Annotated in this window: 17 protein-coding genes; 7 read left to right on the top strand and 10 right to left on the bottom strand. The window is 73.7% G+C overall.

Annotated features, from left to right (window positions below; translation table 11 throughout):
- Positions 1 to 199 precede the first annotated feature (199 nt).
- The 3 genes from ABD973_RS16520 to ABD973_RS16510 all read left to right on the top strand — a co-directional run bounded on the left by ABD973_RS16520 (position 200) and on the right by ABD973_RS16510 (position 3,571).
- The gene (locus ABD973_RS16520) at positions 200 to 1,255 is read left to right on the top strand and encodes a cytochrome P450 (protein ID WP_345500585.1); all 1,056 of its coding nucleotides are present in this window, start codon (positions 200 to 202) and stop codon (positions 1,253 to 1,255) included.
- Positions 1,252 to 2,277, top strand: coding sequence for a JmjC domain-containing protein (locus tag ABD973_RS16515; protein WP_345500583.1), 1,026 nt, complete (start codon positions 1,252 to 1,254; stop codon positions 2,275 to 2,277). The genes ABD973_RS16520 and ABD973_RS16515 overlap by 4 nt, the downstream gene beginning before the upstream one ends.
- Before the next feature lie 85 nt (positions 2,278 to 2,362).
- The gene (locus ABD973_RS16510) at positions 2,363 to 3,571 is read left to right on the top strand and encodes a serine hydrolase domain-containing protein (RefSeq protein ID WP_125821686.1); all 1,209 of its coding nucleotides are present in this window, start codon (positions 2,363 to 2,365) and stop codon (positions 3,569 to 3,571) included.
- A 183-nt stretch (positions 3,572 to 3,754) separates the two neighbouring features.
- Here ABD973_RS16510 and ABD973_RS16505 read toward each other — a convergent pair whose 3' ends face one another.
- The 3 genes from ABD973_RS16505 to ABD973_RS16495 are packed head-to-tail and all read right to left on the bottom strand — an operon-like array spanning position 3,755 to position 5,033.
- A complete protein-coding gene (locus tag ABD973_RS16505; protein ID WP_125821687.1) occupies positions 3,755 to 4,009 on the bottom strand; it encodes a mycoredoxin in 255 nt (84 codons plus the stop codon).
- Complete coding sequence (locus ABD973_RS16500) at positions 4,006 to 4,182, bottom strand: DUF397 domain-containing protein (protein ID WP_125596588.1); 177 nt, start codon at positions 4,180 to 4,182, stop codon at positions 4,006 to 4,008. The genes ABD973_RS16505 and ABD973_RS16500 overlap by 4 nt, the downstream gene beginning before the upstream one ends.
- Positions 4,179 to 5,033 (bottom strand): DUF5753 domain-containing protein, encoded by an 855-nt coding sequence (locus tag ABD973_RS16495; RefSeq protein ID WP_345500580.1) that lies wholly within the window; start codon positions 5,031 to 5,033, stop codon positions 4,179 to 4,181. Before ABD973_RS16495 ends, ABD973_RS16500 begins: the two co-directional genes overlap by 4 nt.
- Before the next feature lie 240 nt (positions 5,034 to 5,273).
- On the opposite strand from ABD973_RS16495, the gene ABD973_RS16490 reads away from it, so the two are divergent.
- The 3 genes from ABD973_RS16490 to ABD973_RS16480 all read left to right on the top strand — a co-directional run bounded on the left by ABD973_RS16490 (position 5,274) and on the right by ABD973_RS16480 (position 7,397).
- The gene (locus ABD973_RS16490) at positions 5,274 to 5,678 is read left to right on the top strand and encodes an ATP-binding protein (protein WP_125596581.1); all 405 of its coding nucleotides are present in this window, start codon (positions 5,274 to 5,276) and stop codon (positions 5,676 to 5,678) included.
- 10 nt (positions 5,679 to 5,688) lie between these two features.
- A complete protein-coding gene (locus ABD973_RS16485; RefSeq protein ID WP_125821688.1) occupies positions 5,689 to 6,891 on the top strand; it encodes a DUF1266 domain-containing protein in 1,203 nt (400 codons plus the stop codon).
- Positions 6,892 to 6,971: 80 nt separating this feature from the next.
- Positions 6,972 to 7,397, top strand: coding sequence for a PPOX class F420-dependent oxidoreductase (locus ABD973_RS16480; RefSeq protein WP_345500577.1), 426 nt, complete (start codon positions 6,972 to 6,974; stop codon positions 7,395 to 7,397).
- On the opposite strand, the gene ABD973_RS16475 is transcribed toward ABD973_RS16480, so the two are convergent.
- Together ABD973_RS16475 and ABD973_RS16470 are read right to left on the bottom strand one after the other, a co-directional pair.
- Positions 7,394 to 8,809: a DHA2 family efflux MFS transporter permease subunit gene (locus tag ABD973_RS16475; RefSeq protein WP_125821689.1), complete on the bottom strand. Its 1,416-nt coding sequence runs from the start codon at positions 8,807 to 8,809 to the stop codon at positions 7,394 to 7,396. The two genes, ABD973_RS16480 and ABD973_RS16475, sit on opposite strands and share 4 nt — an antisense overlap.
- Before the next feature lie 13 nt (positions 8,810 to 8,822).
- Positions 8,823 to 9,437: an NADPH-dependent FMN reductase gene (locus tag ABD973_RS16470; RefSeq protein WP_125596570.1), complete on the bottom strand. Its 615-nt coding sequence runs from the start codon at positions 9,435 to 9,437 to the stop codon at positions 8,823 to 8,825.
- Between the two features lie 113 nt (positions 9,438 to 9,550).
- Between ABD973_RS16470 and ABD973_RS16465 the strand changes: the two genes are divergently transcribed.
- Positions 9,551 to 10,264 carry a TetR/AcrR family transcriptional regulator gene (locus ABD973_RS16465; RefSeq protein ID WP_164720916.1) on the top strand — a complete coding sequence of 238 codons (714 nt, stop codon included), beginning with the start codon at positions 9,551 to 9,553 and terminating at the stop codon, positions 10,262 to 10,264.
- A 21-nt stretch (positions 10,265 to 10,285) separates the two neighbouring features.
- Here ABD973_RS16465 and ABD973_RS16460 read toward each other — a convergent pair whose 3' ends face one another.
- The 5 genes from ABD973_RS16460 to pdhA all read right to left on the bottom strand — a co-directional run bounded on the left by ABD973_RS16460 (position 10,286) and on the right by pdhA (position 15,861).
- The gene (locus ABD973_RS16460) at positions 10,286 to 11,050 is read right to left on the bottom strand and encodes a hypothetical protein (protein ID WP_125821690.1); all 765 of its coding nucleotides are present in this window, start codon (positions 11,048 to 11,050) and stop codon (positions 10,286 to 10,288) included.
- 18 nt (positions 11,051 to 11,068) lie between these two features.
- Complete coding sequence (locus ABD973_RS16455) at positions 11,069 to 12,007, bottom strand: GNAT family N-acetyltransferase (protein ID WP_125821691.1); 939 nt, start codon at positions 12,005 to 12,007, stop codon at positions 11,069 to 11,071.
- A 143-nt stretch (positions 12,008 to 12,150) separates the two neighbouring features.
- Positions 12,151 to 13,659 carry a dihydrolipoamide acetyltransferase family protein gene (locus ABD973_RS16450; protein ID WP_125821692.1) on the bottom strand — a complete coding sequence of 503 codons (1,509 nt, stop codon included), beginning with the start codon at positions 13,657 to 13,659 and terminating at the stop codon, positions 12,151 to 12,153.
- A gap of 13 nt (positions 13,660 to 13,672) precedes the next feature.
- Entirely contained in the window at positions 13,673 to 14,653 is a 981-nt protein-coding gene (locus ABD973_RS16445) for an alpha-ketoacid dehydrogenase subunit beta (RefSeq protein WP_345500572.1), read from the bottom strand.
- On the bottom strand, positions 14,653 to 15,861 hold the full coding sequence (pdhA, locus tag ABD973_RS16440; RefSeq protein ID WP_125596555.1) for a pyruvate dehydrogenase (acetyl-transferring) E1 component subunit alpha: 1,209 nt from the start codon (positions 15,859 to 15,861) through the stop codon (positions 14,653 to 14,655). Before pdhA ends, ABD973_RS16445 begins: the two co-directional genes overlap by 1 nt.
- Positions 15,862 to 15,920 lie beyond the last annotated feature (59 nt).

Below are 15,920 nucleotides of genomic sequence, written 5' to 3'. Positions count from 1 at the left end.
TCCTCGATCCCCACAGGGAGCAGCAGATGAAGATGATCAAGGCGCTGGTGAAGAAGTTCAAGAAGGACGAGGAGCTCGCCCAGCACGCGTGGGTCCTGCACGTCATCTGACCCACCCCGGTCGGCGCGGGACGCGGCATCCCCCTGTCGCGTCTCGCGCTCCGGCGCCCCACGTCCTTCACCCCGGAGGCAGGAGCCCCATGCCCGAAACGGCCCCGAAGGCGGCCGGCGGCCACCGCGTCGTCTACGCCCCGCGCATCCAGGACCTGCTGGCCAGGAAGGAAACGGTCTTCCGGATCGACGCGTCCACGGTCGGCGTCTGCGATCCCGCCCTGATGGCCGAGGTCGTCGCGGCCCGCCCCGTCCTGTCGGCGGAACGGTCCGTCTACAAGCCCGCCGCGGGCGCCGACATCCCGCACGACAGCGCGACGCGGACGATCCGCGCCCTGGGCCAGGACGTCACGGCCGCCATCGCCGCCCCGCCGCCGCCCGCGCGCGGGCTGTCGGGCGCCTGGCCGTACGCGGCCACCTCCTACCTGCGCCGGTGGCTGTTCGCCTCCGACCCGCTGCCGGTGTCCCTGCTGTCCAAGCGCGGCGTCACCGGCTCCGACGCCCTCTCCCGGCTCGTTGACCGCGCCGTCACCCTCTGGCCGGCCTCCGGCGCCGGAGACACGGCCGGCGCACTGGCCGGGCAGATCCGCGACGCGTCCGGCACCCTCGAACGGAAGCAGGCCGTCGCCCTGTACCGGCGGGCGAGCGCCACCCTCTGCGACGGCGTGGCCGCCCTGGCCGGCAACGCCCTGTGGCTCATGGGACCGGCCCGGGAGCAGCGGGCGGCCCGCCCCGGCCTGACGCCGTTCCTGTGGGAGACGCTGCGGCTGCTGCCGCCCGCCTGGATGCTGTGGCGCAAGGGCGGGGACGCGTACGCCGCCCTGCACCCGGAGATCCGGCCCGAGGACGACGTCGCGCTGTTCCCGCTGCTGATGCACCGCCACCCCGACTTCTGGACCGACCCGCTGGAGTTCCAGCCGGAGCGGTGGGCGGGCGTCGCGGACCCGGAGAAGACGCCCGCGTTCATGCCGTTCGGCTTCGACGGCGCCCGCTGCTGGGCCAAGCACCTGGTCGTCCCGCTGGCCGAACGCCTGCTGGAGGTCGCCTTCGAGAACCGGATCACCCTGCGCACGGAGGACGGGCGGACACACGTCCCGCTGCGCTCGCTGCTCTCCGTCCGCTTCGACGCGGAGACCGGGGCATGAGCGCCGGCACCGACGGGGGACACCTCATGAGATCGTCCGTACTGGCCGCCTGGGTCGGCGACGTCGCGGACTTCGCCGGGCGCCGCTGGCAGCGCGAGCCGGCCGTCTTCACCCCGCCGTCGTCCGCCGCGCCGTTCGACCTCGACGAGCTGGACGCCGCCTTCGACTCGGGCCTGCTGCGCACCCCGTACCTGGAGATGGTCCGCTCCAACAAGGTCGTCGTACTGCCCGACGCCTACACCGCCTCCCGCGTCGTCAACGGCATCACGTACTCCGGCTTCGCCGACCGCGCCAGGGTCGTCGCCCAGCTGCGCGCCGGGGCGACGCTGCTGCTGCGCTGCGTCGACCAGTGGCACCGGCCGACGGGCGAGCTGGTGGCGCGGCTGTCCGAGGAGCTCGACCGGCGCGTGGAGGCGTTCTTCTTCGTCACGCCCGTCGGCGGTCAGGGACTCGCGGTGCACCGCGACGACGCCGACGTGTTCGTCCTCCAGGTCGCGGGCAGCAAGACCTGGTACGTCCACGACGCGCCGACGGTGGCGGACTGGCGGCCGGGCGAGCTCCCGGACGACGAGCACTCCCCGCGCCTCCTGCACACCGTCCTCGAACCCGGCGGCGTGCTCTACGTCCCGCGCGGCTTCGCCCACCGCGCGGTGGGCGCCGCCGGGCTGTCCGCGCACCTGTCGCTGACCATCCGCGACATCTGCCTCCAGGACCTGCGGACCGCCCTGGAGAAGCTGCTCACCGAGGGCCTGGACCTGCCGGCCCGCCCGCTGGGCGAGCCCGCCCTCGCCGACGCCTGCGCCGCGCTGCTCCGCCAGGTCCGCACGGCGTCCGCCACCGTGACCCCGGACGACCTGCGGCTCGCGGCCCGGGCCGCCCGCGCCCGGCAGCCCGCCGAGCCCGCGCCGCCGCTCGCGGAGACGGCCCGGACCTGGGACGCCGCCGCCCGGACCGGCGGCCTGACCTCCGTCGGCCGCACCTGGCGCCGCCTGCGCGGCGCCGCCCGCACCGCCGGCCCCTGACCGCCCGCCGGGCGGGCCGGGGACCCCGGGCCTACGCTGAGGTTCCTCGGGGTCCCGGGTTCCCTGGACGGCAGGAGGCCGCGCCATGACGCCGACCGCCCGTATCCGGCTGCGCCGGGCCTGCGTGGCCCTGGCCGCCGCCGGAGCACTCCTCGCGCCGGCCACCGCCGGCCCCGCGTACGGGACGGCCGGGCCGTCACCGTCGCCGTCCCAGGACTTCCCTGAGCTGACCCCGGCCGTCGCCGCGAAGCTGGACAAGGCCGTCCAGGACACCCTGCGCGAGGCGAAGGTCCCGGGGGTGATCGTGGGGCTGTGGGCGCCGGGCAAGGGCAGCTACGTGAGGACGTTCGGGGTGGCCGACAAGGAGACCGGCGCCCGGATGCGGACGGACTTCTACACCCGCATCGGCAGCCAGACCAAGACCTTCACCGTCACCGCCCTGCTCCGCCTCGTCGACCAGGGCAAGGTGGGCCTGGACGACCCCATCGGCCGGTACGTCTCCGGCGTCCCGAACGGCGACCGCATCACCCTGCGCGAGCTGGCCGGCATGCGCAGCGGCCTGTTCAACTACAGCGAGGACGACGCCTTCGAGAAGGCGCTCACCACGGACGGCACCCGCCCCTTCACCCCGCAGCAGCTCCTCGGCTACTCGTTCAAGCACCCGGTGAACTTCGCGCCGAACGCCAAGTTCGAGTACTCCAACACCAACCTGATCCTGCTGGGCCTGGTCATCGAGAAGGTCACCGGGCAGCCCCTCCAGCAGGTCCTGAAACAGCAGGTCATCGACCCGGCGGGGCTGCACCACACCCTCTTCCCCACCAACGCGGCCTTCCCCTCCCCGCACGCCCAGGGCTACACCGACCAGTCGGCGTCGGGCGAGATCGTGAACTCGACGGACTGGAACCCCTCCTGGGCCTGGGCGGCCGGCGCGATGATCTCGGACCTGGAGGACCTGCGCAGCTGGGCGAAGACCCTGGCGACGGGCACCCTGCTGAAGCCCGCGACCCAGGCGGAACGCCTGAAGACCACCCCGGTCGGCATCCCCGGCGCCGGCTACGGCCTGGGCCTGTTCGACGTCCAGGGCTGGATCGGCCACAACGGCTCGCTGCCGGGCTACGAGAGCCTCGGCGTGTACCTGCCGGAGGAGCGGGCGACGCTGGTGGTCATCCTGAACACGGACGTCCTGCACGACGGCCAGGAACCCAGCACGCTCTTCGGCGAGGCCATCACGGAGATCGTCACCCCGGACCACGTCTACCCGGGCCACAAGCCGACGTCGCCGAAGCACGGCTGAGGTCCGGGGGGAGGGAGGGAGGGGGGTGGGTTCACGGACCGCCTCCAGAGTCCCGGGCCACGGCCGGGGACTTTTGTGCCCACCCCCCTTGACCGCGGACCCCTGGGGTTCTCCGACCGGCCTCTATCCCGACGCGGAAACTATCAGGCGCCACTGACAACGCCCTGCGCGTCCGCGCGGGGCTCAGGCCGCCAGGGCCGCTCGGACCTGGGCCAGGCTCGGATTGGTCATGACCGACTCCTCCCCGGAGGCGGAGACGACGCGGACCGTGGGGACGGTCTCGTTGCCGTCGTTGACGCTGCGGACGAACGCCGCCGCGTCCGCGTCCCGCCAGATGTTCACGGGCCGGTACGGGGTGCCGGTCAGGCGGAGCTGGGTCCAGAGCTTCATGCAGAAGACGCAGCCGGGCCGCCAGTAGACGGTTATGCCGCTGTTCAACGCGACCCCGCGAAGGCCGCCCAGGCGGTGGGGGTGACGCGGATGAGGGGGCCGTCCGTGTGCTTGCTGTCGCGGACCGCGACCGTGCCGGGCACGTTCGTGGCGACCTCGACGCAGTCGGTGTCGTTCGTGCTGTTGCTGTAGCTGGACTTCACGAACCGGTACTCGCTCATCCCTGCATTCCCTTACTGATGGCCTCGATCAGGTGGACTGAGTCCCGCGGGGCAAGGCTCATGCGCGCCACGCGGTCGAACGCCCGGGCGTACACCTCGGTTGCTTCCGCGCCCTCCGTCCACACAGTAGCGCCGAGGCTCTCCGAGTAGCCCACGTCGACCGCCCCGGGTTCTCCGAAGGACAGGAGGTTGAACGCACTCGGCACACTGCGGATCGCATCCGCCCGGAAGGGCAGCACCTGCACGTGGACGTTGGGGCGGCCGGCCACGTCGACGAGGTGGTTGAGCTGTCCGCTCATGACGTCGCGGCCACCGATCTCCTGGCGCAGCGCCGCCTCCCAGATGACGGCGTGGAACTCCAGTGGCCGGTCGCCCCAAAGCCGGCCCTGCCGCTTGATCCGGGTGGTGACCATCTCCTCGATCTGGTCCGGGTGCGTCCACGAGTCGGAGCTGACGCCCAGGGAACGTACGTAGTCGGGGGTTTGCAGCAGCCCGGGGATCAGGGCCAGTTGCCAGGTCCGGATGTGCGTGGCGACGTCCTCCATCGCGACGTATTCGGAGAAGTTCCTCACCGTCGGGACGTGTTGCCACCATCCCTTGGCCTTGCGGCGCTCTCGGTCCAGCCGCGCCAGGTCGAGCAGGCCGTTCACGACGTCCGCGTCGGTCACACCGTAGAACTCGCACAGCACCCGGAGGTCGGGATCCCGCATCGGGACCCAACCGCTCTCCATCTTGGTGACTTTGGTCGTCGTGGCGCTGATCGCCTGCGCCGCCTGCTGCTGGGTCTTGCCGGCCGCCGTGCGGAACTTGTACAGCTCGCCGCCCAGCCGACGGCCCAGCACGGTCGACACGCGGTTGCCCTGGTCTGCTCGCCTTCCACCGTTCACCGCGACAGTTTCGCGCCCTCGCGGTGGGCAAGTCGACACCTCTCACCCACACGGGGAACATTTCCCCCGAGCCACTTGCCTCCGGAGTCACGACACCCCTACGGTCGGTGACGAACTGCTCACCGCACAGGCAGAGTTGGCGGAAGCGCACCGGTATGCCCGCACTGCGGGCGCCGGCAGGCCACCGCCCGACCAGGAGGCGCGATGTCCACCCTCACCCGCTACGGCGTCCGCAACTACCCGCCCCGCCAGGACTCCGTGCCCGCCGCCCGGCGGTGGGCCGCGTGGCTGGCCGTGGCGTGGGGGGAGCCCCGGGTGGCCTCGGACGTGGCGCTGCTGACCAGCGAGCTCGTCACGAACGCGCTGCTGCACGGGGCGGTCCGGGACCGGTACATCCGGGTCGAGGTGCAGCTCGACGGAGCAGTGCTCCGCATCGCGGTCACCGATCCGAAGGGCGAGCGGTGGCCCGAGCCGCGAACGGTGGCAGACGAGGACCAGTACGGGCGCGGCCTCGCGATCGTGCAGGCCCTCGCCCTGCGGTGGGGGACGTCACAGCGCGTGGTCGGCAAGACCGTGTGGGCCGAGTGCGCGCTCCCGGGGCCCGTATAGGGTCCCCCGTATGGATGGCTGGACGGCGCCGAGTGCGATCGAGAGGGAGCTGTACGAGGCGAAGCGGCGCGGGGACTGGCCGGGCTACCTCGACGCCCTGGCGCGTGCCGAGCTGTTCCTGCCCCAGGCCCGCGCCGACGTCGACGCCGACCCCCGCGCGGCCCGCTTCCACCCCGGCCCCGCCGGCCTCGCCGTCTTCACCCGGGGCGTGCTTCCGGCCCCCCGCCCCGACACCGTGTTCCTGCGCCAGAGCCTCGCCTGGTTCGCGAACGCCTGGGACGACCGGGACCCCGCCCACCTCGCCGTGAACCCCGGCACGCCCGCCGAGGCGTACCTCACCACCACCCCCGCCGACCGCGCCCGCTGGCGCGCGCACTGGGACGCCGCGCCCTCCTGGGGCCTGACCCCCGGCACGCTGCACACCCTCCACACCGGCGGGCCGCTGCACGGTCCCGTCGCGCACGGGCTGGCCGTCGGGGCGCACCTGTCCGTGTCCAACGGGGAGTTCTGGAACTCCCTCGCCCACCACGGCAACGGCTACACCCACGAACGCGACCGGCTGCGCAGGTCCTGGGGCGTCACGGACACCGCCGGCTGGTTCGACGTGCTCCAGCGGATGCTGGACGCCGAGATCGTCAGCCCGGTCTGGGAGTACGCGCTGCGCGTGCGCCGGCTGCTGGCCGGCGACTTCGCCGGGCCCGTCGACGTCGAGCACTGGCGCGACGCCGCCGAGGCGAGCCTGCGGCACGGCGCCATGAAGGCCGCCGAGCCGCAGCTCACCCCCGACGGGGTGACCGTCGCCGCGCCGCGCCCCGTCGCGGAGGTCGAGGGGGAGATCGCCGGGGTGCGGCGGCTCATCGGCCGGATGGCCCGCTACGAGCAGCGCTTCCGCGCCGACGGGCTGCTCCCCGAGGACGGCTGGGTGCGCTCGGTGCACGCCTGGGACCTCGGCCGGGCCTCCCAGATGGCCCGCTGGGGGGTCGCCGCCCGCTACGGGACGCTGGAGGACGCCGAGCGGGCCGTCCTCCGCGCGGGCGCGGCGGCCCGGGAGGCGTACCGCTCGTGGGAGGAGTTCTCCGCCGGGTACTCGCTGGGGCGCTGCCTGCACTTCGACGAGGAGGAGTTCGGGCGCTGGTACGGGTCCTCGCTGGCCACCCACCTGACCCTCACCACCGATCCGGCCGGCCCCTACCGGAACATCCCCTGGCAGTGACGGCGGGCGACTTCGGGTAGTCCGGCCCCGCCCCGGAAAATCCCCGGGGGACCGCGCCCGCGCCAACTACCGTCGCCCGTATGACTATCGCGCTGAACGACGCCGTGCGGCGGCTGCTCGACTCCCCCCACCCGGCGGTCCTCTCCACCCTCAACCCCGACGGCAGCCCGCAGAGTTCCGTGGTCTGGGTGTCGCGGGACGGCGACGAGCTGCTCGTCTCCACCGAGCGCGGCCGCCGCAAGGAGCGGAACATCGCCCGCGACGAGCGGGTCGGCCTCACCGTCTTCGACCTCGCCAACCCCTACGTCTACGCGGAGATCCGCGGCACCGCCACCCTCACCGAGGACACCGGCCGGGCCGTCGCCGTCCGCATCGCCGAGGAGTACCTCGGGCCGGGCGCCGGCAAGGAGTACGGGGACGCCGCCGACGGGGCGGTGCGCGTGGTCGTGCGCATCACCCCGTCCAAGGTGCTCGGCAACGCCGCGAAGGCCGACGCCGGGTCCTAGGCCCGCCGCCCCGGCAGCCGCAGTGCCGGGATCACGGACAGGGCCAGCAGCACCGCCGCGGCTCCGTAGGCGAGGCGGAAGCCGGCCGGGCCGACGCCCGTGCCGCCGAGGAGGACGGACAGCAGTGCCGTGCCGACCGAGGCCCACAGCTGGGAGTTGATGCTCAGGGCGGTGCTCGCCGCGGCCATGCGCTCGCCGGGCAGGTCACGGCTCGCGGTGGTCATCGTCGGCATCAGTACGATCCCGGCGCCGACGCCCATGACCAGGCCCGCGGCGACCACCTGCCAGACCGGTACCCCCTCGGTGCCGGTCAGCAGGGCGGATGCCGCCATGCCGAGGGCGCCCACGACCGCCCCGGCCGGGATCAGCCTGCGCGGGGAGACCTTGTCGACGCGCCGGGAGGCGATCTGCATGGTCACCCCGACGGCCAGCCCGACGGGGGCGACGAGGAGGCCGGCCGCGCTCGCGCTCAGGCCGCGCCCCTGCTGGAAGTACATCGGGCCCAGGAGCATCGACCCGAAGTAGCCGCAGGTGAAGAAGGCGAGGGTGGCGATGCCGGCGGCGAAGGTGCGGTCGCGCAGCAGCCGCAGGTCCAGCAGCGGTTCGCGCACCCTGAGGGCGCGCCGTACGAAGGCGGCGGCGAGGGCCGCTCCGGCCAGCGTGGGCAGCAGCGCGCCGGGGGCGGTGAAGTCGCCGCCCTCGCCGCCCCGGGACAGGCCGAACAGCAGCAGGGCCAGGCCCGGGGAGAGCATCAGCAGCCCGGGGACGTCCAGCCGGGGCGCCGACGCCGGGTCGGCGGGGGCGTCGGGTGCGAGGAGCTTCGCCGCGAGCACCAGGGCGGCCGCACCGACGGGGAGGTTGACCAGGAAGATCCACTGCCAGGAGGCGGAGTCGACGAGCCATCCGCCGAGCATCGGGCCGGCGACGGGGCCGACCAGGATGGGCAGGCCCAGCAGGGCCATGGCCCGGCCCATCCGGGCCCGGTCGGCGTTGCGCATCACCATGGTCATGCCGACCGGCATCAGCAGCCCCCCGCCCAGCCCCTGGACGGCGCGGAAGGCGATCAGGCTGCTCGCGTTCCAGGCGCAGGCGGCGAGCAGCGAGCCCAGGGTGAACAGGACGAGGGCGGTCAGGTAGGCGCGCTTGGCCCCGATCCGGCCCATGGCCCAGGCCGCGGCCGGGATCACGGCGGCGAGCGCGAGGGTGTAGGCGGTGGCGGTCCACTGGATGGTCTCCAGCGGGGCGTGGAAGGCCTCGGAGAGCCGGCCGAGGGCCACGTTGACGATCGTCATGTCGAGGACGGCCATCACCGAGCCGGTGATGACGACGGCGAGCGTCCTCGTTAACGCCCCGGGGCCGGCGGGTGCCGCCCCGGCGGGTGCCGCGGAGGCGGAGGCGGGTGCGGTGCTCACGGCGTCCGGCTCCTCAGCCCTCGTAGGGGCGGGTCGTGCGCGCGGTCCGCAGCGCCCGTCCCCACCAGTCCAGCTGGCCGAGCATGTTCTTGGCGGCGCTCTCGGTGACGGCCCCGTCGCGCGGGGCGCCGTCCTGGCCGAGTCCGGACCAGGGGCCGTGCAGGCTGACGGTGTCGCGTACGGTCACGGCGTGCAGCTCGGCGAAGACCAGCCGGAGCTGCTCCACGGCGCGCAGGCCGCCGCCGACGCCCCCGTACGAGACGAAGCCGACGGGCTTGGCCTGCCACTGCGGCCGGTGCCAGTCGATGAGGTTCTTCAGCACGGCCGGGAAGCTGTGGTTGTACTCGGGGGTGACGAAGACGAACGCGTCGGCGGCGGCCAGTCGCGGGCTGACGTCGGCGAGCGCGGCGGCGGCCGCAGGGTCCGGGGAGCCGCCCCAGTCGGGCATGGTCAGCGGCAGCGGGACGTCGGCGAGGTCGATCACGTCGAACTCCAGGCCGCTGTGGTGGGCGGCCGCGGCGCTCAGGAACCAGTCGGTGACGGCCGGCCCCCGGCGGCCCTCGCGGACGCTCCCGATGACGACGGCCACGCGCACCGGCTCGTCCAGGACTGCTTCGCTGACGGACATGATGATCCCCCTTGGAGTGCGGGCCGGCCGCCCTGTGCGGCCTCCGCTCCGGTAAACTACAACGGTCGTTGTAAAAACTGCAACGCTCGTTGTAAAAAATTGAGGAGGCCGGCGTGGACGGCAGCAACGGCACCCGGGCGTCGGACGCCCGCGCAGCAGAGGTACAGCCCGGAATCCCGCCGCGGAAGCTGGCCAAGCGGATCGCCATGGCGAAAGCGGCCTGCGCGGTATTCGGCCGCGAGGGGTACGCGCGCGCCTCCGTAGACGCGCTCGCGGAGGCCGCCGACGTCTCCACCCGGACGCTCTACAACCACTTCCCGGGCGGCAAGGCGGAGCTCTTCGCCACCGTCGTCACCTGGACCTCGGGCGAGGTGCGCGACGCCCACGTCGCCACGGTGCGCGCCCTGTTCGACCCCGAACGCCCGCCCCACCCGGACAACCTGGAACGTGATCTGGCGGCCCTCGCCCGCGCGCTGGTCCGCGTGATGTTCGAGCACTCCGACCACTTCGCGCTGGTCCGGCACATCCACGCCGAGGTCAACCACGTGCCCGCCGAGGTACTGGAGGCGTGGAAGGAGGCCGGGCCGCGCCCCGTCGCCCGCGCCCTCGCCGAGGCCATGGAGGGCCTCGCCGCCGCCGGGCTCCTCGACGTGCACGGGGACGCGGAACTGGCGGGCACCCACTTCACCGCCCTGACCGCGCACCAGATCGTGCAGCAGTCCCACTACGGCCTCCTGCCCCTGCCCGAGGAGGAGACCGAACGGCTCCTGAACGGCGGGGTGGCCGCGTTCGCGCGCGCCTACCGGGCCGGACGAGGGGCCGGATGACGACCCCGCCCCGGACCGCGCCTAGGGCAGCCCTGGACGCACCCGCGACCAGGCGTCCAGCGCCACCGCCAGCGGGCCGCCGTCCGCCAGGTGCGGCCGGGCGGCGCCCGCCCAGCGCAGCAGGATCTTGAGGTGGCGCAGGTGCACGATCTCCGCGCGCGGCAGCTCCCGCCACACGCGGGCCCGCGCGGCCGCCTCCGCCGGGGTGAGGTCCACCAGCGCGAGCGCCTCCCGGCACACGGCGGCCGGGTCACCGCCGCGCCCGGGCCCGAACTCCCGCAGCAGGTAACCGCGTACGAAGGCCAGCTCGATCCCCCGGACCAGGTCGGAGGCGCCCTCCGCCGCCGCGCAGCGGTACGCCGCCGCCACCGCCAGCCGGCCCCAGCGCAGCCGCGTCGCGTCCGGCAGCAGGCCGTCCTGCATCCCGCCCACCGCGAGCCCGCGCAGGGTGCGCGGATGCGGCTCGTCCGTCAGCGGCGGCCCGCCGGCCAGCCAGGCCTCCAGCTCCGCCAGGCCGTGCCCGTCCGGGGGAACGCGGGTCAGCACCTGACCCCGGCTCAGCAGCGCGACGACGGCGCCCGCGAGGCGGACCCGCGCCGTGTGCCCGGCGCCGAAGGACGCGGCGGGCCGGCCGTGGCGCTCTATCCCGCGCAGCCAGAGCCTCGACTCCCCGGCCGCGTACACCTGTCCAGCCCGCGCCACGCCGCCGACGCAGCGCACCAGGCACACCCCGCCGGTGACGTCGGCCCGCTCCACGCGATACACCTGCAACTCGGCGAACGGCATGGCCGGGAGGCTACCCGGTCAGCCGCCGGGCGGGGCCTCCAGGACGAGACGGATCTCGGTGACCTCGTATCCGGCCCGGTCGAAGGCGGCGGCCATCGGCAGGTTCACGGTGTCGGTGGTCGCCGTGATCCGCTCGGCGCCCTCGCCGGCGTGGAAGCGGGTGATCTCCGCGAGGACCTCGTCGATCAGGCCCTTGCCGCGCTGTTCGGGGACGACGCCCAGGTAGCCGACGTTGCGGTGGTAGGGCGTCGCGGAGGGGACCGCGAGTCCGGCGAGGGTGCCGTCGGGCAGGTGCGCCAAGCGCCACCAGGAGCGCTCGCCGGGGCAGTCCCGGTAGAACGCGAAGTCCTCGCGGGCCAGTTCCTCCTCGGTCAGGTCCGCGAGTTCGTACCGGGTCGCCAGGTCGAGGCTGCCGCGCGAGAGCCGGGCGAAGGCGTCGAGGAACTCCTCGTCGGTGCCCTCGCGGAAGACGAGCCTCCCCGTCGGATCCGCCGTCCCGGCGGCCGGCGTCCACTCGTAGCGCAGCCGCTCGATCTCCCGCGTCAGACCGGCCCGGTACGCGGCCTCCCGCCGCCAGGCCACCGCGGCGGCGAGCTCGGGGCGGGCCCGCCAGTCGCGGGGCAGGCTGACGTTGTAGCCCGGGCGCCCGCCGAAGGCGGTGTGTCCCGCCTGGAGCAGGGCGGCGGCCAGGGCGGCCGGGTCGGCGACCCCGTCGCGGACCTGGAGGCAGTCGAGGGCGACGGGCCGCGCGCTGTCGGCGCGACCCCACCACAGGGCGCGGGCCAGCACCCGGCCGTCGGCGTCCTCGGCGAACCAGGTCCACTCGGGGCGCATCCGGTTCTGCGCGAACTCCTCGCCGATCCGGTCGGGGGTCAGGGCGGCGACGGGGCCGTCGGCCGGGTGGGCCAGGGCGCGGTCGAGGTCTGCGGGGTCTGCGGTGGCGGCGCGGAATCTCATCGGGCCGATGATCACACCGCCCGGCCGTCCTGGACCAGGGGATTTTCCCCACGGCCGGGGCAGGGGTGGCCAAACGCCCGATGGCCGGTCCCGCGGAGGAGGGACCGGCCATCGGGGGTTCTCGCCCCCGGAAGGGGGCTCCGCTACGACCAGGTGATCAGCCGGCGCGGGTGCTCCAGTACCGCCGCGATGTCCGCGAGGAACTTGGAGCCGAGCTCACCGTCGATGAGGCGGTGGTCGAAGGACAGGGCCAGGGTGGTGACCTGGCGCGGCTTCACCTTGCCCTTGTGGACCCACGGCTGGAGCTTGATCGCGCCGACCGCGAGGATCGCGGACTCGCCGGGGTTCAGGATGGGGGTACCGGTGTCGACGCCGAAGACGCCGACGTTGGTGATGGTGAGGGTGCCGTTCTGCATGTCGGCCGGGGAGGTCTTGCCCTCGCGGGCCGTCGCGACCAGCTCGGACAGGCCCGTCGACAGCTCCGCCAGGCTCTTGGCGTGGGCGTCCTTGATGTTCGGGACGATCAGGCCGCGCGGGGTGGCCGCCGCGATCCCCAGGTTGACGTAGTGCTTGAGCACGATCTCCTGGGCCGCCTCGTCCCAGGAGGCGTTGACCTCAGGGTTGCGGCGGACCGCGATGAGGACGGCCTTCGCGATCAGGAGGAGCGGGTTGATCCGCAGGCCCGCGAGGTCCGGGTCCTCCTTGAGCTCCTGGACCAGCTTCATCGTGCGGGTCACGTCGAGGGTGATGAACTCGGTGACGTGCGGCGCGGTGAACGCCGAGCCGACCATGGCCTGCGCGGTGACCTTGCGGACGCCCTTGACCGGGATGCGGGTCTCCCGCGCGTCCGCCGCGGACGCCGGCGCGGCCGCCGGGACCGGTACGGACACCGGTGCGGGCGCGGCCGCCGGAGCCTGGACGGGCGCCTGCGGGGCGAGCGCGGCCGCCGCGGCGGCGTGCACGTCCTCCCGGGTCACGACCCCGCCGTCACCGGTGGGGACCACCGCGGCCAGGTCGATGCCGAGGTCCTTGGCGAGCTTGCGCACGGGCGGCTTGGCCAGCGGCCGCTCGGCGGTGGCGACGCCGCCGCCGTTGCCGTTGGCGTACGCGGTGCCGTTCTGCGCCGCGGGAGCGGGCACGACCGGCGCGGCCGGAGCGACCTGGGCGACCGGCGCGGCCGGGGCCGGTACGGCCGCCACCGCGCCCGCGGGGGCCTTGCGGGGGCGGCGCTTGCTGGAAGCCTGCGACACCCCGTATCCGACCAGCACGGGCTGGCGGCCCTCGGGGGCCGGCTCCTCGGCCGCGGCGCCGGACGCCCCGACGGCCTCCGAGCCCGCCGGGGCACCGGCAGCGCTCGCGGGCGCCTGGGCGGCAGAACCACCCTCACCCGCGTCACCGCCCGGGGCCCCGGCCCCGGTCTCGACCGAGATGATGACCTGGCCGACGTCGACCGTCACGCCCTCCTCGAAGAGCAGCGCGTGCACCACCCCGTCGAAGGGGATCGGCAGCTCCACGGCCGCCTTCGCCGTCTCCACCTCGCAGACGACCTGCCCGTCGGTGACCGTGTCACCCGGCTGGACGTACCACTTGAGGATCTCGGCCTCGGTCAGGCCCTCGCCCACGTCGGGCATCTTGAATTCGCGGATCGTCATCGCGCTGATCTCCTCAGTACGCCAGCGAGCGGTCGACGGCGTCGAGCACGCGGTCCAGGCCGGGCAGGTACTCGTCCTCCAGGCGGGCCGGCGGGTACGGGGCGTGGAAGCCGCCGACGCGCAGCACCGGGGCCTCCAGGTGGTAGAAGCACCGCTCCGTGATGCGGGCGGCGATCTCCGCGCCGGTACCGAGGAAGACCGGGGCCTCGTGGACCACGACCAGGCGGCGGGTCCTCTCCACCGACGCCTGGATCCCGTCGAAGTCGATCGGCGACATCGAGCGCAGGTCCAGGACCTCCACCGACCTGCCCTCCTCGGCGGCCGCGGCGGCGGCCTCCAGGCAGACCTTCACCATCGGGCCGTACGCGGCCAGGGTGAGGTCGGTGCCGGAGCGGACGACGCGCGACTTGTGCAGCTCGCCGGGGATGGCGTCGGTGTCGACCTCGCCCTTGTCCCAGTAGCGGCGCTTCGGCTCGAAGAAGATCACCGGGTCGTCGCTGAGGATCGCCTGCTGGAGCATCCAGTAGGCGTCGGCGGCGTTCGACGGGGAGACCACCTTCAGGCCCGGCACGTGCGCGAAGAGCGCCTCGGGGGACTCGCTGTGGTGCTCGACGGCGCCGATCGCGCCGCCGTACGGGATGCGCACGACGACCGGCAGCTTGATCTTGCCGAGGGCGCGGGCGTGCATCTTCGCGAGCTGCGTGACGATCTGGTCGTACGCGGGGAAGACGAACCCGTCGAACTGGATCTCCACGACCGGCCGGTAGCCGCGCAGGGCCAGGCCGATCGCGGTGCCGACGATGCCGGACTCGGCGAGCGGGGTGTCGATGACCCGCTCCTCGCCGAAGTCCTTCTGGAGCCCGTCGGTGATGCGGAAGACACCGCCCAGCTTGCCGACGTCCTCGCCCATGATCAGGACCTTGGGGTCCGTCTCCAGGGCCTTGCGGAGCGACTCGTTGAGCGCCTTCGCGATCGACATCTTCTCGACAGCCATCAGTGACCCTCCTCGAAGGACGCGAGGTAGGCGGCGAACTGGGCGCGCTCCTCGTCGACGAGCGCGTGCCCGTCCGCGTAGACGTTCTCGAAGATCGCCATCGTGTCGGGGTCGGGCATGGCGCGCACGACCTCGCGCACCCGCTTGCCCATGGCCTCGCTCTCGGCCTCCAGCTCCTCGAAGAACGCCTCGTCGGCGCCGCCGGAGGCCAGCAGGTGGGCCTTCAGGCGCAGGATCGGGTCCTTCGCCTCCCAGGCCGCCGTCTCCTCGTCGCGCCGGTACTTGGTCGGGTCGTCGGAGGTGGTGTGGGCGCCCATGCGGTACGTGAACGCCTCGATCAGGGCCGGGCCCTCGCCGCGGCGGGCGCGGTCCAGCGCCCAGCGGGTGACCGCGAGGCAGGCCAGTACGTCGTTGCCGTCGACGCGGATGCCCGGGAAGCCGAAGCCCTGCGCGCGCTGGTAGAGCGGCACGCGCATCTGGCGCTCGGTCGGCTCGGAGATCGCCCACTGGTTGTTCTGGCAGAAGAACACCACGGGGGAGTTGTAGACGGCGGAGAAGTTGAAGGCCTCCATGACGTCGCCCTGGCTGGACGCGCCGTCGCCGAAGTACGCGATCACGGCCGAGTCGGCGCCGTCCTTGGCCACGCCCATGGCGTAGCCGGTGGCGTGCAGCGTCTGCGAACCGATGACGATCGTGTACAGGTGGAAGTTGTTGCTGTTCGGGTCCCATCCGCCGTGGTTCACACCGCGGAACATGCCGAGCAGGTTCGTCGGGTCGACGCCGCGGCACCAGGCCACGCCGTGCTCCCGGTAGGTCGGGAAGACGTAGTCGTCGTCGCGGAGCGCCCGGCCGGAGCCGATCTGCGCGGCCTCCTGGCCCAGCAGCGAGGCCCACAGGCCCAGCTCGCCCTGGCGCTGGAGTGCGGTCGCCTCGCCGTCGAAGCGGCGGGTGAGGACCATGTCGCGGTACAGCGCCCGCAGGTCCTCGGTGGTGATGTCCGCGACGAAGGGCGCGAATTCCGCGACGTCGGGGTTGCCCTCGACCTCGACCCTCTCACCCTCGGGCGTCAGCAGCTGTACGAGCTGAGGCTCGGCGTCGTGCGGCTGTGCGGTGGCAGCGGCGGTCTTGCGGGCGCTCGCCGCGCCGGCCGCCCGCTTGGTGCCGCTGCTGCGTCGCGGCTTGCGCGCGGCAGTGCTCTCCACGGTCACGTGTGCTCCTCCGTCGGTCCGGCACCCGGGTTCTCCGGGGACCAGTGCGGCTCACCTGT

It is taken from the genome of Streptomyces racemochromogenes, from assembly GCF_039535215.1.
Classification (GTDB): Bacteria; Actinomycetota; Actinomycetes; order Streptomycetales; family Streptomycetaceae; genus Streptomyces; species Streptomyces racemochromogenes.
This window is presented reverse-complemented; position numbering and strand designations above follow the sequence as displayed.

Excerpts from the sequence above, each read along its gene's own strand:
- ABD973_RS16520 (WP_345500585.1), top strand. The coding sequence starts at position 200 with ATGCCCGAAACGGCCCCGAAGGCGGCCGGCGGCCACCGCGTCGTCTAC.
- ABD973_RS16515 (WP_345500583.1), top strand. The coding sequence starts at position 1,252 with ATGAGCGCCGGCACCGACGGGGGACACCTCATGAGATCGTCCGTACTG.
- ABD973_RS16510 (WP_125821686.1), top strand. The coding sequence starts at position 2,363 with ATGACGCCGACCGCCCGTATCCGGCTGCGCCGGGCCTGCGTGGCCCTG.
- ABD973_RS16500 (WP_125596588.1), bottom strand. The coding sequence starts at position 4,182 with ATGAGCGAGTACCGGTTCGTGAAGTCCAGCTACAGCAACAGCACGAAC.
- ABD973_RS16490 (WP_125596581.1), top strand. The coding sequence starts at position 5,274 with ATGTCCACCCTCACCCGCTACGGCGTCCGCAACTACCCGCCCCGCCAG.
- ABD973_RS16485 (WP_125821688.1), top strand. The coding sequence starts at position 5,689 with ATGGATGGCTGGACGGCGCCGAGTGCGATCGAGAGGGAGCTGTACGAG.
- ABD973_RS16480 (WP_345500577.1), top strand. The coding sequence starts at position 6,972 with ATGACTATCGCGCTGAACGACGCCGTGCGGCGGCTGCTCGACTCCCCC.
- ABD973_RS16470 (WP_125596570.1), bottom strand. The coding sequence starts at position 9,437 with ATGTCCGTCAGCGAAGCAGTCCTGGACGAGCCGGTGCGCGTGGCCGTC.
- ABD973_RS16460 (WP_125821690.1), bottom strand. The coding sequence starts at position 11,050 with ATGCCGTTCGCCGAGTTGCAGGTGTATCGCGTGGAGCGGGCCGACGTC.
- ABD973_RS16455 (WP_125821691.1), bottom strand. The coding sequence starts at position 12,007 with ATGAGATTCCGCGCCGCCACCGCAGACCCCGCAGACCTCGACCGCGCC.
- ABD973_RS16450 (WP_125821692.1), bottom strand. The coding sequence starts at position 13,659 with ATGACGATCCGCGAATTCAAGATGCCCGACGTGGGCGAGGGCCTGACC.
- ABD973_RS16445 (WP_345500572.1), bottom strand. The coding sequence starts at position 14,653 with ATGGCTGTCGAGAAGATGTCGATCGCGAAGGCGCTCAACGAGTCGCTC.